Genomic DNA, 16,218 nt, shown 5'->3' with positions numbered 1-16,218 from the left:
AATTTTTTGCAACCGACGGGTTACCTCTCCGTAGCGGCGGCATTAAGGGCAGCTTTTTCGCTAATCCCCTTTCAAATTTACCCCAAGATGAACAACCTGCTGAAAGTATCTGCCCTGTTCCTGGCTGTAGGCCTGGCTTCGTGCGAGTCGAAATCGACCACCGAGTCGACCACCACTACCCCTGCTACCACCGAGTCGACTTCGACCACGGCTACCACGGACTCGACGGCTACCACCACGGCTCCGGCTGCTGACGCTACGGCTGCTCCTGCTGCTGGCGCTACCACCACCGACGCTGCTGCTCCTGCTGCTGGCGCTACCACCACTGGTACCACCACCACCACGACCGAGGAGGTTAAGAAGTAATTACGGCTGGGCCTAGCCCAGCGTAGTTTCTATAAAAAAGGCCCGCACGGCAACGTGTGGGCCTTTTTTATGTGGCAATAAGCCCGAGTAAATTGGCCGCGATACCGGGCCAGGGCTGGTGCAGGTCGAGGGTGACGATGCGCACCGGGTGGCCGCCCAGCGCGTAGCGCACATCTACGGCCGCCGTGGCCGCGGGGTAGAGCAAGATGCCTTCGAGCGCCTGGCCGGGGTCGGGGCGCAGGTTTTGGAGGTAGGCATAGAGCTGATAGAGGTGTGGCGAGATGAGCCGCTGCTGGTCGTAGCGGGGGCGCAGCGCGGCAGCGTAGTATTTGGTATCGAGAATAATTTTGCGGCTAGGGCTCTCCAACGTGGTATCGGTAAGCATCGTGGGCAGCAGGGCCAGGTCGGGCGCGTGGGCGGCCTCAGCCTGCCAGGCAATGGTTTCGGTAAATACCCGGTACTGGCGCTGCTCGCGGCGATAAAAGTTGCGCACCGCCTGCTCAAACAGTCGCGCCATCAGCCGCTCATCGCGCCGAAAGTCAGCGAAGCGGCCCCGGCTGCCCGCGGCCGGCGCGGGCAGCGACGTCTTATAAATCAGCTCGCAGATGTGCAGCAGAAATGCCTGAGCCGAGGCTAGCCGATGGCGCCGCAGCGCCGCGAAAACCGCCGCCGACGGGGCTAGCGGCTGCACGCTGGCCGGCAGGCGCCGCCGCAGCTGGCTCACCAGGCGGCGCAGGGCTAGCGGTAGGTCGGGGTGCGGGGCCAGGGCCACCAGGGTACCCGCCAGCACTTGGTGTAGGGGTTGGTTGGGGCTCAGCTCATCGAAGGTGCACACGGCGCGGCCCTGTGGCAGCAGGCCCCGGCTGAGGGTGGGGACTAGCTCGATGCGCCCGCGCAGCTGCTTGGTTTCCTGTTCATTGGTACTAAACGCCAGCGGCAGGCCGGTGCGTAGCAACTGGCCGGCGGCGTGCAGAAGCATCTGCGTCAGCAGTTCGAGCGGGCGGTGAAAAGGCGCTGCCTCGGTGGCTTGCAGCACGGCCGGCTCGGGCAGGCGCTGCCAGGCGTAGCAGAGCAAATAATAGAGCGTGGCGAGCGGAATCATCTACAAGTCAGCGAGTAGCTGGCGGAGCTGCGCGGTGGCTTTGTCGGGCTGCTCGCGCCAATAGTCGGCCAGCAAAGGACCGATTTCCTGCTCGAAAACCAAACGCAGCCACGCGCTGGCTTCGGCCGGCTGGGCAGGCGGGGCGCAGAAATAGCTGTGGCCAATCTCAAAGTCGGGCCCTAGCTCGGGGTCGGCGGCAATGACGGCGTTTAAGGCATTCATGCGCTCAAGTAATAAGTCGATGAGCGGCTTAGGCACTTGGCTGGCCTTTAGCAACGCGCGCAGCGGTGCGCCAAATTGCGGCGTCATGCCCACGAAGGCAAAGCGCCGCCGCAGGGCGTAGTCGAGCGGGGCTAGCGAGCGGTCGGCCAGGTTGAGCGTACCGATGATATATAAGTTGTCGGGCACGAAAAAGCGCGGCGCGCCAGGGGGCGCGTAGGGCAGGCGCAGGGCGTGGGCCGGGCCGCGCTTATCGGGCTCGAGCAGTAGCAGCAGCTCGCCAAAAATGCGGGCCACGTTGCCCCGGTTCAGCTCATCAACCAGCAGAAAATAAGGCTTTTCGGGGTCTTGGGCGGCGCGCTGGGCTAGCAGCGGCAGCACCCCCGCTACCAGTTGAAACTGCCCTTTGGCCCCCGGCCGGAAGCCAAGCATGAAGTCCTCATAGCCATAGCTGGGGTGAAACTGCACCAGTTCGATGCGGCTTTCATCGCGGGCACCGAGCAGCAGCCAGGCGAGGCGGCGGGCCAGGTAGGTTTTGCCGGTGCCGGGTGGGCCTTGTAGCAGCAGCGCCCGCCGGCGGCGCAAGCCAGCTAGGGCTGCTTCCAACTCATTATCAGTTATAAAAGCCTCGGCTAGGGCATCGTGCTTGGTATAAGCAGGCGGGGAGCTAGCGTAAGCAGCCCCGGGCTCGGCGGCCAGGGCAGCCGAGCTTTGCAGCGACGTTTCGGAGCCGGTATAAAGTTCTTCGGCCTGCTGCTCGGCGGCCTGGCCCTGGTCTTGGGCCGAGCCGGCGGCCAGCACCGGGCGCTTGGCCACAATGGTGAAGTCGAGGGCTTCGAGCAGGGCATTGGTGGGCTGGCCGGCGCCGTGGGGCCAGCGCGCCTGCGGGTTGGCCTGGGCGAGCCGGTAGGCCAGCTCGGCCACGGCGCGGGGTGGGTAGCGGCGGCCCCGGTACAGCAGCTCGTACACGGTGCTAGGGGGCAGGCGGCGGCCTTCGCGCTCCACCAGGCGCAGGGCGCGCAGCACTTGCTCGCGGGTGAGCGCGGCGGTGGGCGGTGAGGGAGGAGTAGCAGAAGGAGCGGTCACGGTACAAAAGAACACCTACTGCAAGTGAGTAGTGCGAGTTGCTGAGGAGTAACTTGGCCGCCCGGCGGCCAACTTCGTGCCGCGCCGCTGGTTATCTGGTTTATGGCTCAGCAACTTCCTCCCGACCCCGCCGCGCTCACTGGCATCGTGGCGTTTCAAAACCTGCCCGCCGAGGTGCTGGCCTGGCTCAGCGAACATGGCCAAATCTGCCGCTACACCGATGGCGAAACGGTGGTGCGCGCCGGCGAGCCCGCTAGCCACATGCTGGGCGTGCTAGCCGGCGGCCTGCAATACTACCGCCCCGACAACGGCCGCAACGAGCCGGTGTTTCGGGTCGAGGCCGGGCGCGTAACGGGCATCCTGCCTTACTCACGGCTGCAAATATCTAAAGGCCAAGGCTTAGTGATAGGCGAAACGACGCTCTACCTGCTGCCGCGCACCGAATTTCCGGCCCTGGAGCAAGTAAGCCCCGAGCTGGTGCAGCGCCTGGTGGGCATTATGAGCGACCGCGCCCGCGATGAGGTGCGCGCCCAGGAGCGCGATGACAAGCTGCGGGCCTTGGGCAAACTCTCGGCTGGCCTGGCCCATGAACTGAATAACCCCGCTGCTGCCATTGCCCGCGCCTCCGACACGCTAGGGGCTATGCTGCAGGAAAAGCCCGTTTTGCTGAAAAATCTGCTGCTGGCCTGTCCGCCCGCCGAGGTGGTGGCCACGCTGCTGAGCGCCGGCGTAGCGGACGCCGCGCCGGCTCCGCGCTCGGCCCTGGCCCGCGCCGATGCCGAAGACGAGCTGGCCGACTGGCTTGAAACCCAGGGCTGCGAAGATGGCTACGCCCTGGCGCCCAGCCTACTCGATGCCGGCCACACCGCCGCCACCCTCGAGCCGCTGGTGGCCCCGCTGGCCGCCCCCGCCCGCCCGGCGGCGCTGGCCTGGCTCGAAAGCCACCTGGCGGTAGTGCGCCTCACGCGCGACATTCGGGAGGCTAGCCAGCGCATCAGCACGCTGGTGGGCAACGTAAAAGCCTACTCGCACATGGACCGCGCCGGCGGCCGCGAGCCGCTCGACGTAGCAACGGGCCTCGACAGTACGCTCAATATTTTTGATTATGCCCTGCGCCAGAAAAACGTGCAGCTCACCCGTACCTACGCCCCCGACGTGCCACCCGTGCTAGCCAGCGCGGGCCAGCTAAACCAGGTGTGGACCAACCTGATAGATAATGCCATCGATGCCCTGCCGGCCAGTGGCGGCACCTTGGCGGTGCATACCGTAAAGCAACCGGGCGGCGTGTGCGTCAGCATCATCGACAATGGCAGCGGCCTCACGCCCGAGGTGCTGGCGCATATGTTTGAGCCCTTCTACACTACCAAGCCTGCTGGCGAGGGCAGCGGCCTGGGCCTCGATATTGCCCGCCGCATCGTGCAGGAGCACGGCGGTCGGCTCGAAGCCCAGTCGGTGCCCGGCCGCACCGAGTTCTCCGTCTGGCTGCCAGCGGCTAGCTAACCCCCTATGAAAAAGCCGATTATTCTCACCGTTGATGACGACGCCCAGGTGCTGGCGGCCATTACGCGCGACCTGCGCCAGGAGTTTCGCAAGGATTACCGCATTTTGAGTGTCAACTCCGGCCCCGAGGCCCTGGCCACCCTCACCGAGCTGCGCGCCCGCGCCGACGAGCCGCTAGCCCTCGTGCTGGCCGACCAGCGCATGCCCGAGGTCGAAGGCGTGGAGGTGCTCACCCGCGCCCGCGAGCTGTTCCCCGAAGCCAAGCGCGTGCTGCTCACCGCTTATGCCGACACCACGGCCGCCATTAAGGCCATCAACTCGGCCCAGCTCGACTACTACCTGCTCAAGCCTTGGGACCCGCCCGAGCAGCTGCTGTACCCCACCTTGCACGACCTGCTCAACAGCTGGCAGGCTAGCTACCGGCCGGCCTTTGCGGGCCTGCGGCTTATCGGCTTTCAGTGGTCGCCGCTCTCGCACGAGCTGAAGGACTTTTTGAGCGGCTACATGGTGGGCTACCAGTGGCTTGACTACGAGAAGGATGCCGAGGCCAAGGTGCTGCTCGAAGCCAATGGCTTTAAAGCCGACGACTTGCCGGTGGTCATTTGCCCCGATAGCAAAGCCGTGGCCCGGCCCGACAAGCTCGACCTGGCCCGGCACCTGGGCTTGCTGGTCGATGCGCAGCAGGAATTGTACGATGTAGTAGTGGTGGGGGCCGGCCCGGCGGGGCTAGCCGCGGCCGTGTATGGCGCCTCCGAAGGCCTGAAAACGCTCATTATTGAGCGCCAGACTCCCGGCGGGCAAGCCGGCTCCTCCTCGCGCATCGAAAACTACCTGGGCTTCCCCACTGGCCTGAGCGGGGCTGAGCTAGCCCACCGCGCTTGGACGCAGGCTACCCGCCTCGGGGCCGAGTTTATGGCGCCGCAGGAAGTGGTCAGTATGTGCATTCAAGACGGCTACAAAGTGCTGACCTTGACCGATAATAAGGAAATAAAAGCCCGCGCCGTGGTGCTCACTACCGGCGTCAGTTACCGCACACTGAACGCGCCGGGGCTCGACCGCCTCAGCGGGGCTGGTGTGTACTACGGGGCAGCGCGCACCGAGGCGCGCAGCTGCAGCCAGCAGCCGGTGTACGTCATTGGCGGGGGCAACTCGGCCGGGCAGGCGGCCATGTATTTGTCTACTTACGCCTCGCAGGTGTTCATCGTTATTCGCGGCGATAGCCTGACGGCCAGCATGTCAGCCTATTTGATTGAGCAGATTGCCCAAACGCCTAACATCACGATTTTGCCTCGGACCCAGGTGCGCGAAGCCTGCGGCCAATATGCGCTCGAAGCTGTGGTCATTCAGCAGGAAGGCCACGAGCCCGAAAAGCACCCGGCTAGGGCGCTGTTTATCTTCATCGGGGCCAAGCCCAGCACCGAGTGGGTGTGCGACCTGGCCATTTGCGACCCCAAGGGCTACCTGCTCACCGGCCGCGACCTGGTGGCCGACCCGCGCTACAAGCAGGCCTGGAAAAAAGACCGCGAGCCTTATCTGTTAGAGACTTGCGTGCCTGGCATGTTTGCGGCCGGCGATGGCCGCGCCGGCGCCATGGCCCGCGTGGCCTCGGCCGTGGGCGAGGGCAGCATGGCCATCAAGTTTGTGCACCAATACCTGGATGAATAGCTGTGAGGTAGGCCGTTCGGGCCTCATCAAGCAGGGCTAGCACAGCACTGCGCTGGCTTTGTAAAGAAGCCAGCGCAGTGGCTGGCAGGCGGCGCACGCGCAGGCGCCTGAGCCGGGCGCTCAGGGTGTTCCAGTAGCCGAGCGCGTAAAACCCAGCTAGGGGTAAGCTGATGACAAACAGCGCGGTAAGCCGCCAGTCGTGCGTGAGCCAGTGCTGCACTGCGGCTGCCTCTGCGGCATAGGCCAGCGGAAACGTGAGGATGCCTACGCCAAACATAATAGCCGCGATAAACTCAGTATCCTTGGTAGCGCGGTAAGCTACTTCGGCCGGCAGCTTGTAGGGTAAATAGTTGGTGATAAGCCCGTAAAGCCACACCGGAAAGCCGAGAATCAAATTCAGATAATCGGCCAGGCGGGTGCCGGGGCGCTGGCTCTGGTCGAGGTCATCGTCGTCGAGCCGTAGGTTGTGGAGGCTCGCCAGGTAGGTGCTGAGGGCCGAGCGCAGGGAAGTTAGCCGGTCGGCATCGTGCTGCTCAAACCAAGCCACGGCATCGAGCAAGGTGCGGCTGAGCTGAAAGTTGTCGTAGAGGGTGCTAGGGTCGTCGTCGGGGTCAAGGTGGTTGCCGAAGGTGCGCTCTACCTGCTGGGCCAGCTGGTCGTCTTCGGCCGCGCGGCTGATGACGAGGCGGCGCGTGAGACGCTTGCGGATTTCTTCGGTCAGCTCGTCGGCGGCGGCTTCGGGGTCTTGGCGGTAGCTGGCGGCGTAGTCGGCCACGTTGATGGGCGGCGCCACGTTTAAGAATACATCGGAGCGGAAGCGCGTGGGGTCGAAGTAGTTGGTGCCCACGCACACGATTTTTAGGCCTAGCTGAAACGCATGTCTCGCCTCGGTGCCGAGCGCAATGCGGGCCGCGCCAGTTTTGAGCGGGCGCAGGCGGCGTTCGCTTACACTGGTGCCCTCCGGAAAAATCATGACCGTGCCGCCGCGCTCCAGGTAGTCGTAGCAGCGCCCGAAGCTGGCCTCGTTGCTGGCCGCCAGCTGCTGCGCGCTAAGCGCGTCGGCCCCCTCCGCATCTTGCCGGCGGTAGATGGGAATGCAATTGCCCGAGCGCATGATGGCGCCCAGAAAAGGATTCTTAAAAAACGTGCTCTTGGCCAAAAACGCGATGGGCTGGTGCCGCTGCACGGCCGTCACGAGCGGGTCCATGAGCGTGTTGGGGTGGTTGCTGCACAGCATGAGCGGGCCGGGCAAGCGCAGGCGTTCGCGGTGACGCACCTCCAGGCGGCGAAAAAACACGCGCAGCCCCACGCGCACCACGGGCTTCATGACGGTGTAGAAGAGCATAGGCGGGCAAGTTTACGCAAAAAGGGCCGGCTGCACTGGCAGCCGGCCCTTTTCAGGCTTTGCGCAACTTGCAGGCCTAGTAGGCGCTGTTCAGCTGGTCGAGGTTATTGGGGTTTTGACCGCCCGACGAATTGGCGTCGTAGCGGCTGCCCGAGGCCGGGCCCTGGTCGCGGCGGTGGCCGCTGCCGTGCTGCGAAGTACTATCGTACTGGCTATTATGGCTGCTGCTATGTGAGCTGCCGCCTACGCTGGTACTGCGGTCGCTCGACTGGCGGCCGCTATAGTCATTACCATACGAAGAGCCCGACGAGTAGCCGCTGCCCGACGTTACGCGGCTGCGGCTGCCCTGCTGCTGGCCGTAGCCTTGCTGGCCTTGGCCTGATTGCGCGCCGTAGCGCGAGGCACCCCAGGGGCGCTGGCCCTTGCGGTCGTAGGCGTAGTCGCCATCCTTGGTGTGGGGCTGGTGGTCGAAGGGCGAGCGACGGGCCTTGTGGCGGTACTCCCCGTCTTCATCATGGTGCTTTTTGTGCTTGCTGCCGCGCGTTACCAAAAAGGCTACACCGGCTGCCAGCAGGCCTACGCCTACCGCCTTTTGCGTGTTGGTGAGGCCGCTTACGCTGTTCAGAGCTTTGTTACCGAGGTCTTTGGCACTTTGGGGCAGTTGCTGGGCCTTGTCGCTGATGCCCGAATCATTGAGCCATTTTTTACCACTAGCCACAGCATTGTTCAGCGTGGCCTGCACGCCGCTGGCCGAAGGTTGGCTGTTGGCAGTGGTCGCGTCGGTAGGGTATTTGCCAGTGCCGGTGGCATGGGCCGCAGTGGTCGAAAACTGGCTGTCGGTGCCGCCAGTAGTTGCGTTCGAAGAATCGGAGTAAGAGGGGCTCGTCGAGCCGGTGTAGCCGCTATTCGGCCGGGTGGGTGTTGGTTCCATGAGCGAAGAAAAGGAAAAGGGGAAAGGTGCAAACGACCACCACGGTAGTGGGGGCTAGGGGTAGTATTCGTAAGTGGGGGCGCATAGGTTGCGAGTGGCTAGGCCTGCCGGGGCGTGTTGCAGGCCGCCAGCCAGCCATCGGGGCGCTGGCAGCGTGGGCACTGCGCCGGGGCCGGGCCCGCTGGCAGCTCGCGCACGGTGGCGCAGGCGTGGCAGGCATAGCGCCCCGCGGCGGGCAATTCGTGTAGCGGCTGGTGGTATAGCTCGGGCCAGATAGGCAGGCCCGGCCGTTCGGCCTGTGGCTCAAAGAAATACACGCTTACCTCGCCGGTGGCTTCTAGGTAGAGGCGGCGCACCTGCCCCAGGTGCTCGACCTGGTACTGGCGCAATTGCCCAAACAACTCCTGCGCCGTAAGGCTGGCCTTGGTAAAAGCCGGCAAGTCAATTTCCCCTTCAATAACAATGAGCTCAGGAACACCCTCTAGCAAATGCTCGATGCGCGACGCCTTGTCGATGAGGTAGTTAGAGAGCACATAGAGCGCCATAACTACCACAAAAACTACCAGCACATACAGTAGCGGTACGTCGTGGTAGAAGGTCGCATCGCCGGCAGCCGCCCCCAGCACCAGCAGCAGCCCAAACTCAAACAGCGACAACTGCCGCACGCCCCGCTTGCCCGTGATGCGTAGCGCCGCAATGGTGAGCACAAAGGCAAATACGCTGCGGCCCGCCACCTCCCAGAGGTAGCTGGCGGGGGCCTGGTCTGAAAGCAGCAGGCGCTGCCAGTCGAAAGGCACGATATCAGCGGCCAGCAGTGTCAGGTAAGTGGTTGTCATACTTTCTGATACGGTCGAGTTCTCTCGTTGGCTGCTCCGCTGAGCGCAGCTACGCAGCAATTTTCTTCATCTGCCACGCAAACAACCACTTGTCCTGGCCGTTTCTTACTATAACCTCGTCTTTACGCGCGCTAGCCCATGTTTCGGTTTCAGAATAAAATTTGCCTCGTCACGGGGGCTACCTCGGGCATTGGCCGGGCCACGGCCCTGCGGCTGGGCCGTGAAGGCGCCACTGTGGTGTGCCTGGGCCGCGAGGTGAAGGAGGGCCACGAAGTAGAAGCCGAAATCAAGGCGGGCGGCAGCGAGGCGCTCTTTATCAAAGCCGACGTGGGGCGCGATGCCGACCTCGTGCACGCCGTCGCGCAAACCCTGGCCCGGTTTCAGCGCATTGATGTTCTGATAAATGACGCAGCCATGATGACTTACACGCCCATTTTGGAGCTCGACCCCGCCGACTGGGACCAGGTGCTAAACGTAAACCTGCGCGCGCTCTTTCGCCTTTGCCAGCTGTGCGTGCCGCACATGCAGGGCGGTGCCGTGGTGGCCATCAGCTCGGTACACGCCTTCCAGAGCACCCCAAACGTGGTGCCCTACGCCGCCAGCAAGGGTGGCCTCGAAGCCTTCGTGCGCGGCCTCAGCCTCGAAGTGCCGCACACCCAGGCCCGCATCAACGCCGTGGCGCCGGGCGCCGTCGAAACGCCCATGCTCCGCAGCAACCCCAACGTGGTGAATGGCACCGAGAAAATTACCGGTCAAATCGGTACCCCCGAGGAGCTGGCCGCTGCTATCTGCTTCCTGGCCTCCGACGAGGCGAGCTTTATCAACGGCAGCACCCTGGCTGTGGATGGCGGCCGGCTAGCCCAACTCTAGCTACTCGCTGATTAAGAAGCAGCTAGCCCCTGTTTTGATTCGCTAGCCTTACCAGCTGCCCGCGCCAGCATGTGGTGCCGGGCGCCTTCGCGCGCCTCTACCTCAAACTTATTCTGGTAGTAGCCCACCCGCGCCGACTCGACCAGATATTTATATAAGAAGCGCAGCGTGCCCAGGTCGCGCACCTGCCGCAGGTGCACTTCCTCGTGCGCCACCCACTCGGCGTCGGCCAAAAATTCCTCGCGGCTAGCCCCGCTCAAGTGCACGGTTTGGCCGAGCACCATGGCCACGCGTGGGGCGCGGCCCAGCACCAGCCGCGCAATGCGGGCCAGGGGTGAATTGACGAAAGTACGGGGCTGGCTCATTGTATATAATTCGGGCGTAGCTACGATGGATAATTAGTAAGGGTTGCAAACAGAAATGACGAATATCATTCTTTTTATTGTGCTTTTATAAGAAAATGTGTCTTTTTTCGAGAAAACAGTAGGCAGTTTCGGAATTTACTGCTTAGCTTTGGCCGGCTACTACCCCTAAAAATTTAATTAAAAAGGTAGTTGTCACGCATTCATTAACCCTTAACTCTGGCTGCTTAGCAGCTCTGCCTAGCGCAACAATCTACGCCTTTTTCTGCACTCCCCGGTCAGCCAGCTTACGGGCGCTGGCCGGTGCCCACCCCAACGACGGACAATGAAGAATACCCTGCTGTGTTGCCTCGCCGCTGCTTCCCTGGCGCTCTCTTTCTGCTTTGAAAAAATGCCCGATGCCCCGGCTTCGGCTGGTGCTTCGGCCCCGGCGGTAGCCGAGGCATCTTTGCTTTCGGGCCTCATCGGCTCTGAAGGCGGCGATGCTCCTGCCGAGTCGGCCACCGTTACGGCCACGCGCGACTCGCTGGCCTATGGCTACTACAACCAGACGCTGGGCCTGAAATTGGCTCACACCGAAAACAAGAGCCTCTTGCAGACGGTGACCGACTGGCTGGGCACGCCCTATAGCTACGGCAGCAACTCGCGCCGGGGTACCGACTGCTCGGGCTTCGTAACGCAGGTATTCAAGAAGGTGTATGGTATCACGCTCAAGCGCAGCTCGCGCTCGATGTTCTCGACGGTGCAGCGCGTGGCCAAGACCGACATGAAGGCGGGTGACCTGGTTTTCTTCCGCCACGGTAAGGGTGCTATTTACCACGTTGGTATCTACTTGAAAGACGGCAAGTTTGCCCACGCAGCCTGCAACGGCGGCGTAATGGTAAGCTCGCTCAACCAGCCCTACTACCACCGCAATTTTTACTCGGCCGGCCGCGTAGCAGGCACTGAGGCCGTGTCGCCCGATGCTTCGCCCGCCGATGTGGTGGGCCTGCTGGCCCAGGCGGCCGACGCCCGCCCCGAGTAAGTAATCGATATTCTATAAGGAGAACGGCTTTCGGCATTTGCGCCGGAAGCCGTTTTTTTGTGCCTGCAAAACTTGAACGTGGCTATTGCAGTACACGGACTTGAAACAACTTACGGCGGCCTAGCTGCCCTACTCTCTTCCTTTTTTCGGCATGGCTACCACCAGCACCCCGCCCAGCGGCGATAATATCGCCGCCTCGGCCATCTTCAAGAAGTTTCTGGCTGCGGCCGAAGGCTATATCAAGCAGCCCACGCGCCTCAAAAAGCTACTGCTCGATGCCTTCAACAAGGCGCGCGAGAAAAAGGAAATTGGCGCCCTCGCCCACGAAGCCTGGGAAACCTTGCAAAGCCTGTTTCGCCTCATTAAGCTGAGCGTGGCCGGCGAGTACACGGGTGTGCCCACTACCACGGTGGTAGCGGCCGTGGCGGTGCTCATTTACTTTCTTTCGCCGATTGACCTCATTCCCGATTTCATTCCGGTAGTAGGTTTGCTCGACGATATGGCCCTGGTGGCTTGGTTCTCAACCTCCATCAAACACGAGCTGGACAAGTTTCACGAGTGGGAAGCCACCAAGGCCTCCACTATGGTATCGGACGACGAGCTGCATACCAATCGCGGTGGTGCCCGCACCCCTAGCCAGCCAGCCACAGTTGGTATCCGCTCGCTAGGTGCCACCACTAACCAGTCGGCCAAAAATGCTGGTACTACCGACCTGCCCACCGCCCCGGCCGGCACTCACCAGTCGGCCACCGATGCCGGGCTAGGGTCGCCGAGCAGCTCCACGAGCCAGCCGGTGCACAACGCCGGCCCCGACGTTGCCGGACCCGGCTCGGCGGGCGTAGATGATTTTGCAAACGTGGGCGATGGCTCGCGTGAGGGCAATACCGATATGCGCAACGACACCGGCGGCAACGACCGGTAATTTCTGAACCACGGATTCGAGCGGATTTTTCGGATTACTCGGATTTTGTGGACGCGAAAAAGGCCGCTCATTTGAGCGGCCTTTCTTTTTTGACCTAGCGAAAATCGTCCACAAAATCCGCCCGAATCCGTGGTTCAGACAACCACCCTAGGCAGCGTGGGCCGTTACGTAGCGCACAAAATCGCCTACCGTGTTGAAGGGTACTTCGTCGGGCACGGTAATGTGGAAGTTGCGCTCCAGCTCCAGGATAATATCGACCAGGTCTACGGTGTCGAAGCGCAGGTCGCGGCTCAGGCTGGCAGTGCGGCGCAGGCGCACGGCCTTAATGGCTTTGCGCTTGCTAATAATGCGCAGCACTTGCTGCTCGATGCTCTTGGTAGGGGCGGTAGTAGAGATGGCGGCAAACATAATTTTTGCAAAAAATAGATGAGTGTAGCAGGGGTCGAAGTAACGCCGCGCATCGTCGGTTTCTTACGGCTAGTTGCTGGCTAGGCCGCAGAAACCGACGAACAAAGTGCTTTACTATGCCAGTACCGGCGGCCGGGCGGCTTCTACTTCCTCGTGGTCGACCTCGGTAGGAGGGGGCGGCGAGTTGTAGTCGCGGCCGGTGATACGGGCCCGTAGCTTCTCATTAAGAAGGTACATGACCGGGACTACCAGCAGGGTGATAAGGGTTGCAAACGTTAAGCCGAAAATTATCGTCCAGGCCAGCGGACCCCAGAATACTACCGACTCGCCACCCAGGAAGAAGTGCGGGTTGCCCGAGTTGAAGAGCTCGTAGAAGTCGATGTTCAGGCCCACGGCCAGCGGAATGAGGCCTAGCGTAGCGGCCGTGGCCGTGAGGATAACCGGGTTGAGGCGGGTGCGGCCGGCCGTCACGAGGGCGTCGTGCAGGTTCATGCCCTGGGCGCGCAGCATGTCAGTGAATTCAACCAGCAGAATGCCGTTTTTCACCACAATGCCGGCCAGCGCAATCACACCCACACCCGTCATCACGATGGAGATGTTCATGCCCGAGATGGCTAGGCCCAGCATCACGCCGATAATCGAGAAAATGATTTCGGTGAGGATGATGAGCGGCTTGCTTACCGAGTTGAACTGCGTCACGAGCACCAGGAAGATGAGGGCGATGGCGCCGATGGCGGCTACGCCAAGGAAGTCGCTGGTTTCTTTCTGGTCTTCCTGGGCGCCACCCATTTTCACGGTGTAGCCCGGCGGCACGGGGAAGCTCTTGAGGGCGCGGGTCACGTTGGCCACCACGTCGGGGCCAGTGAAGCCGTTGAGCACATTGGAGGAAATCGTGATGAGGCGGTGCGTGTCCTTGCGCTTAATGCCGCCGTAAGTAGTGCCGTAGGTAACGTCAGCGATAGCTGAAATAGGCACCTGGCGCACAGCGCCGGTGGCGTCGCGGAAGGTCAGCGGAGCGTTCACGATGGCGTTCACGTTGTCGCGGTAGGGCTTAGCGTAGCGAACCTGGATGGGGTACTCATCATCCGGGGTCTTGAATTTGCTGGCCTCGAAGCCGTAGATGGCGGTGCGCACTTCCGAGCCAATCTGGCCGGTGCTGATGCCCTCGCGGTTGGCACGGGTGCGGTTGATGTTCACGCCGATTTCGGGGTTGCGGTCCTGCAAGTCGGAGCGCAGGTCTTCGATACCACCAATCTTGAGCGAGTCGATGTACCGCTCCACTTTCTTACTCAGCGCAGCGAGTTTGGGGTAGTCGTCGCCCGATACCTCGATAGCTACCGGCTTGCCCTGGGGCGGGCCGCTAGCCTCCTGGTCTACCGAAACCTCGGCGCCGGGAATGCCTTTCACGGCTTCGCGAATGTCATCCATGTAGATGTGCGTGGCCTGGCCCTTGCGGTCAGCTAGCTCCTTGAAGGCTACGCCTACCTTGCCGAGGTGCGACTGCGACGTACCGGCGGCCGTAGCCTCGGTGGGGTCGCCGGCGCCAATAGCCACGTTGGTAATCACCGATTCTACGTCGGGGTTGTTGCGGCCAATCACCTTATACACCCTGTTTTCGAGGATACGGGTGATGGAGTCGGTTACCTCTACGCGAGTACCAACCGGCATACGCAGGTAAGTGTAGATGAACTTGGGGTCGCCTTTGGGGAAGAAGTCCACCTTGGGCTTGCGGGCGCCCACGGCCATGATGCTAATCACGCCCAGCACCAGCAGGCCGGCAATGATACCCACTTGGCGCCACACTTTGCCGCCCACGGCTAGCTCTACCAAGCGGGCGTAGCCATCCTGGAAGCGCGGCAGAATGCTACGCTGGAACCCGGCTATCATGTACACAAACACGTACTTATCAAGGAAGCAGAGCACGATGATGGTCACCATCAGGTTGCCCAGGAATTTCGAGCCCGACGCATAGCCCGCTAGGGCCACCAGCAGCAGCCCAGCCATACCAAGTAGGAAGCCGCGCGTCAGCTGGGGCTTCTCCACATGGTCGAGATGCTCGTTGCGGTTCATAAAGCTCACGGCAAACACCGGGTTCATGATGAAGGCCACCACCAGCGAGGCCCCTAGCGTGAGGATAAGCGTAACCGGCAAAAAGAACATGAACGAGCCCACGATGCCGGGCCAGAACAGCAGCGGCACAAACGGCGCCACCGTGGTGAGCGTGCCCGCCAGCACCGGAATGAACACTTCGCCGGCCGCGTATTTGGCTGCTTTAGCGGTGCTCAGGTTGGGGTGCTCGTGCAGCAGGCGGTGGGTGTTCTCGATTACCACAATGGCGTCGTCGACCACAATACCCAGGGCTAGCAGGAAGGCGAAGAGCACAATCATGTTCAGCGAGAAACCGAACATGGGCAGCATCACGAAGGCCAGGAACATCGACAGCGGCACCGACAAGCCCACAAACAAGGCGTTGGTGGTGCCCATGAAGAACATCAGAATCAAGGTCACCAGCAAGAAGCCGATGATGATGGTGTTGATGAGGTCATTGAGCGTATTGCGGGTTTCGTTCGACGAGTCGCCCGTAATCGTGATTTTCAGGCCCTTGGGCATGCTGGCTTCCGAGTCTTTCACCAGCTGGTGAATCTTGTCGGAAGCGTCGAGCAGGTTCTCGCCCTGGCGCTTCACCACGTTCAGCGTCACGGTGGGCTGGCCGTCGAGGCGGGCGTAGCTTTCGCGGTCCTTGAAGCCGTCCGTTACGGTGGCAATGTCGCCTAGCCGCACCGGCGCCCCACGCAGGTTCTTCACCTGGATGTTGGCAATGTCGGCAGCGTTCACGTACTGGCCGGCCACGCGCACGGCCCGCTTTTGGGCGCCCACGTCGATAGAGCCCCCCGAAACCGTGATGTTTTCGCGGGCAATGGCATTCTCAATGTCGGTAAAGCTGAGCTGCGAGGCTTGCAGCTTGTACAGGTCCACGTCCACGTTTACCTGCTGCTCCAGGGCACCCACGATGTCTACGCGGGTAATTTCAGGCAGCGCCTCAATCTTGTCCTGGAAGTCGTCGGCGAGCTTCTTCAACTGGGCGGCGGGCAGGTTGCCGCTCAGGTTGACGTACATAATCGGCTGCTCCGAGATGTTTACCTCTTTCACTAGGGGTGCCGACGGCAGGTCGTTGGGCAGCTCGGTGCTGGCCTTATCCACGGCATCTTTAATGAGCTGCTTGGCGGCCTGCACGTCTACGCCGGAGTTAAACTCCACGTCGACAATACAGTAGTCCTGGTTCGAGGTCGAGTTGATTTTCTTCACCCCGTTCACGCTTTTGATTTCTTTCTCAAGCTGGCGCGTCACCAAGTTCTCAATATCGGTCGGCGACGTGCCCGGGTACACCGTGGCCACGATAATGCGCGGAATCACGATATCCGGAAACTTCTCCTTGCCGAGCTTGATGTAGGCAAAAATGCCTGCTATCGAGAGCAGCAAGGTGATGATGTAAATACTGGTCTTGTTGTTGATGGACCAACTGGTAGGCCCAAACTCCTTCTCAATATCCTGCATAACAATCGGTTGCTAGTTGAGCGGAAG

Annotated in this window: 13 protein-coding genes and 1 pseudogene; 6 read left to right on the top strand and 8 right to left on the bottom strand. The window is 61.9% G+C overall.

Annotated features, from left to right (window positions below):
- Window positions 1-87: 87 nt before the first annotated feature.
- Window positions 88-366 (top strand): hypothetical protein, encoded by a 279-nt coding sequence (locus J4D99_RS01625; RefSeq protein ID WP_208129944.1) that lies wholly within the window; start codon window positions 88-90, stop codon window positions 364-366.
- 67 nt (window positions 367-433) lie between these two features.
- On the opposite strand, the gene J4D99_RS01620 is transcribed toward J4D99_RS01625, so the two are convergent.
- Window positions 434-1,468: a 5-methylcytosine restriction system specificity protein McrC gene (locus tag J4D99_RS01620; RefSeq protein WP_208129943.1), complete on the bottom strand. Its 1,035-nt coding sequence runs from the start codon at window positions 1,466-1,468 to the stop codon at window positions 434-436.
- Window positions 1,469-2,773, bottom strand: coding sequence for an AAA family ATPase (locus J4D99_RS22120; RefSeq protein WP_208129942.1), 1,305 nt, complete (start codon window positions 2,771-2,773; stop codon window positions 1,469-1,471).
- A 102-nt stretch (window positions 2,774-2,875) separates the two neighbouring features.
- On the opposite strand from J4D99_RS22120, the gene J4D99_RS01610 reads away from it, so the two are divergent.
- A complete protein-coding gene (locus J4D99_RS01610; RefSeq protein ID WP_208129941.1) occupies window positions 2,876-4,273 on the top strand; it encodes a sensor histidine kinase in 1,398 nt (465 codons plus the stop codon).
- 6 nt (window positions 4,274-4,279) lie between these two features.
- Window positions 4,280-5,938, top strand: a complete 1,659-nt coding sequence (locus J4D99_RS01605) for an NAD(P)/FAD-dependent oxidoreductase (RefSeq protein WP_208129940.1) — start codon at window positions 4,280-4,282, stop codon at window positions 5,936-5,938.
- Here the strand turns inward: J4D99_RS01605 and J4D99_RS01600 are convergent.
- The 3 genes from J4D99_RS01600 to J4D99_RS01590 all read right to left on the bottom strand — a co-directional run bounded on the left by J4D99_RS01600 (window position 5,907) and on the right by J4D99_RS01590 (window position 9,050).
- Window positions 5,907-7,283, bottom strand: coding sequence for a lysophospholipid acyltransferase family protein (locus J4D99_RS01600; RefSeq protein ID WP_208129939.1), 1,377 nt, complete (start codon window positions 7,281-7,283; stop codon window positions 5,907-5,909). The genes J4D99_RS01605 and J4D99_RS01600 overlap by 32 nt on opposite strands.
- A 76-nt stretch (window positions 7,284-7,359) precedes the next feature.
- A complete protein-coding gene (locus tag J4D99_RS01595; RefSeq protein ID WP_208129938.1) occupies window positions 7,360-8,214 on the bottom strand; it encodes a hypothetical protein in 855 nt (284 codons plus the stop codon).
- A gap of 98 nt (window positions 8,215-8,312) precedes the next feature.
- Window positions 8,313-9,050 (bottom strand): DUF421 domain-containing protein, encoded by a 738-nt coding sequence (locus J4D99_RS01590; RefSeq protein ID WP_208129937.1) that lies wholly within the window; start codon window positions 9,048-9,050, stop codon window positions 8,313-8,315.
- A gap of 138 nt (window positions 9,051-9,188) precedes the next feature.
- Between J4D99_RS01590 and J4D99_RS01585 the strand changes: the two genes are divergently transcribed.
- A complete protein-coding gene (locus tag J4D99_RS01585; RefSeq protein ID WP_208129936.1) occupies window positions 9,189-9,920 on the top strand; it encodes an SDR family NAD(P)-dependent oxidoreductase in 732 nt (243 codons plus the stop codon).
- Between the two features lie 11 nt (window positions 9,921-9,931).
- On the opposite strand, the gene J4D99_RS01580 is transcribed toward J4D99_RS01585, so the two are convergent.
- Complete coding sequence (locus tag J4D99_RS01580; protein ID WP_208129935.1) at window positions 9,932-10,285, bottom strand: hypothetical protein; 354 nt, start codon at window positions 10,283-10,285, stop codon at window positions 9,932-9,934.
- Between the two features lie 388 nt (window positions 10,286-10,673).
- Here J4D99_RS01580 and J4D99_RS01575 point away from each other — a divergent pair, with 388 nt between their 5' ends.
- Entirely contained in the window at window positions 10,674-11,306 is a 633-nt protein-coding gene (locus J4D99_RS01575; protein ID WP_236018452.1) for a C40 family peptidase, read from the top strand.
- A gap of 151 nt (window positions 11,307-11,457) precedes the next feature.
- Window positions 11,458-11,817 (top strand): annotated as a pseudogene (locus tag J4D99_RS21955) (YkvA family protein); the annotation flags it as partial.
- A gap of 558 nt (window positions 11,818-12,375) precedes the next feature.
- Here J4D99_RS21955 and J4D99_RS01565 read toward each other — a convergent pair.
- Together J4D99_RS01565 and J4D99_RS01560 are read right to left on the bottom strand one after the other, a co-directional pair.
- Window positions 12,376-12,636: an acyl carrier protein gene (locus J4D99_RS01565; RefSeq protein ID WP_208129933.1), complete on the bottom strand. Its 261-nt coding sequence runs from the start codon at window positions 12,634-12,636 to the stop codon at window positions 12,376-12,378.
- Between the two features lie 114 nt (window positions 12,637-12,750).
- Window positions 12,751-16,191, bottom strand: a complete 3,441-nt coding sequence (locus J4D99_RS01560; protein ID WP_208129932.1) for an efflux RND transporter permease subunit — start codon at window positions 16,189-16,191, stop codon at window positions 12,751-12,753.
- Window positions 16,192-16,218 lie beyond the last annotated feature (27 nt).

Source organism: Hymenobacter sp. BT559, assembly GCF_017571525.1.
GTDB lineage: Bacteria > Bacteroidota > Bacteroidia > Cytophagales > Hymenobacteraceae > Hymenobacter > Hymenobacter ginsengisoli.
Note: the sequence above shows the minus strand (reverse complement) of the source record. Positions and strands in the feature narration are given on the sequence as shown.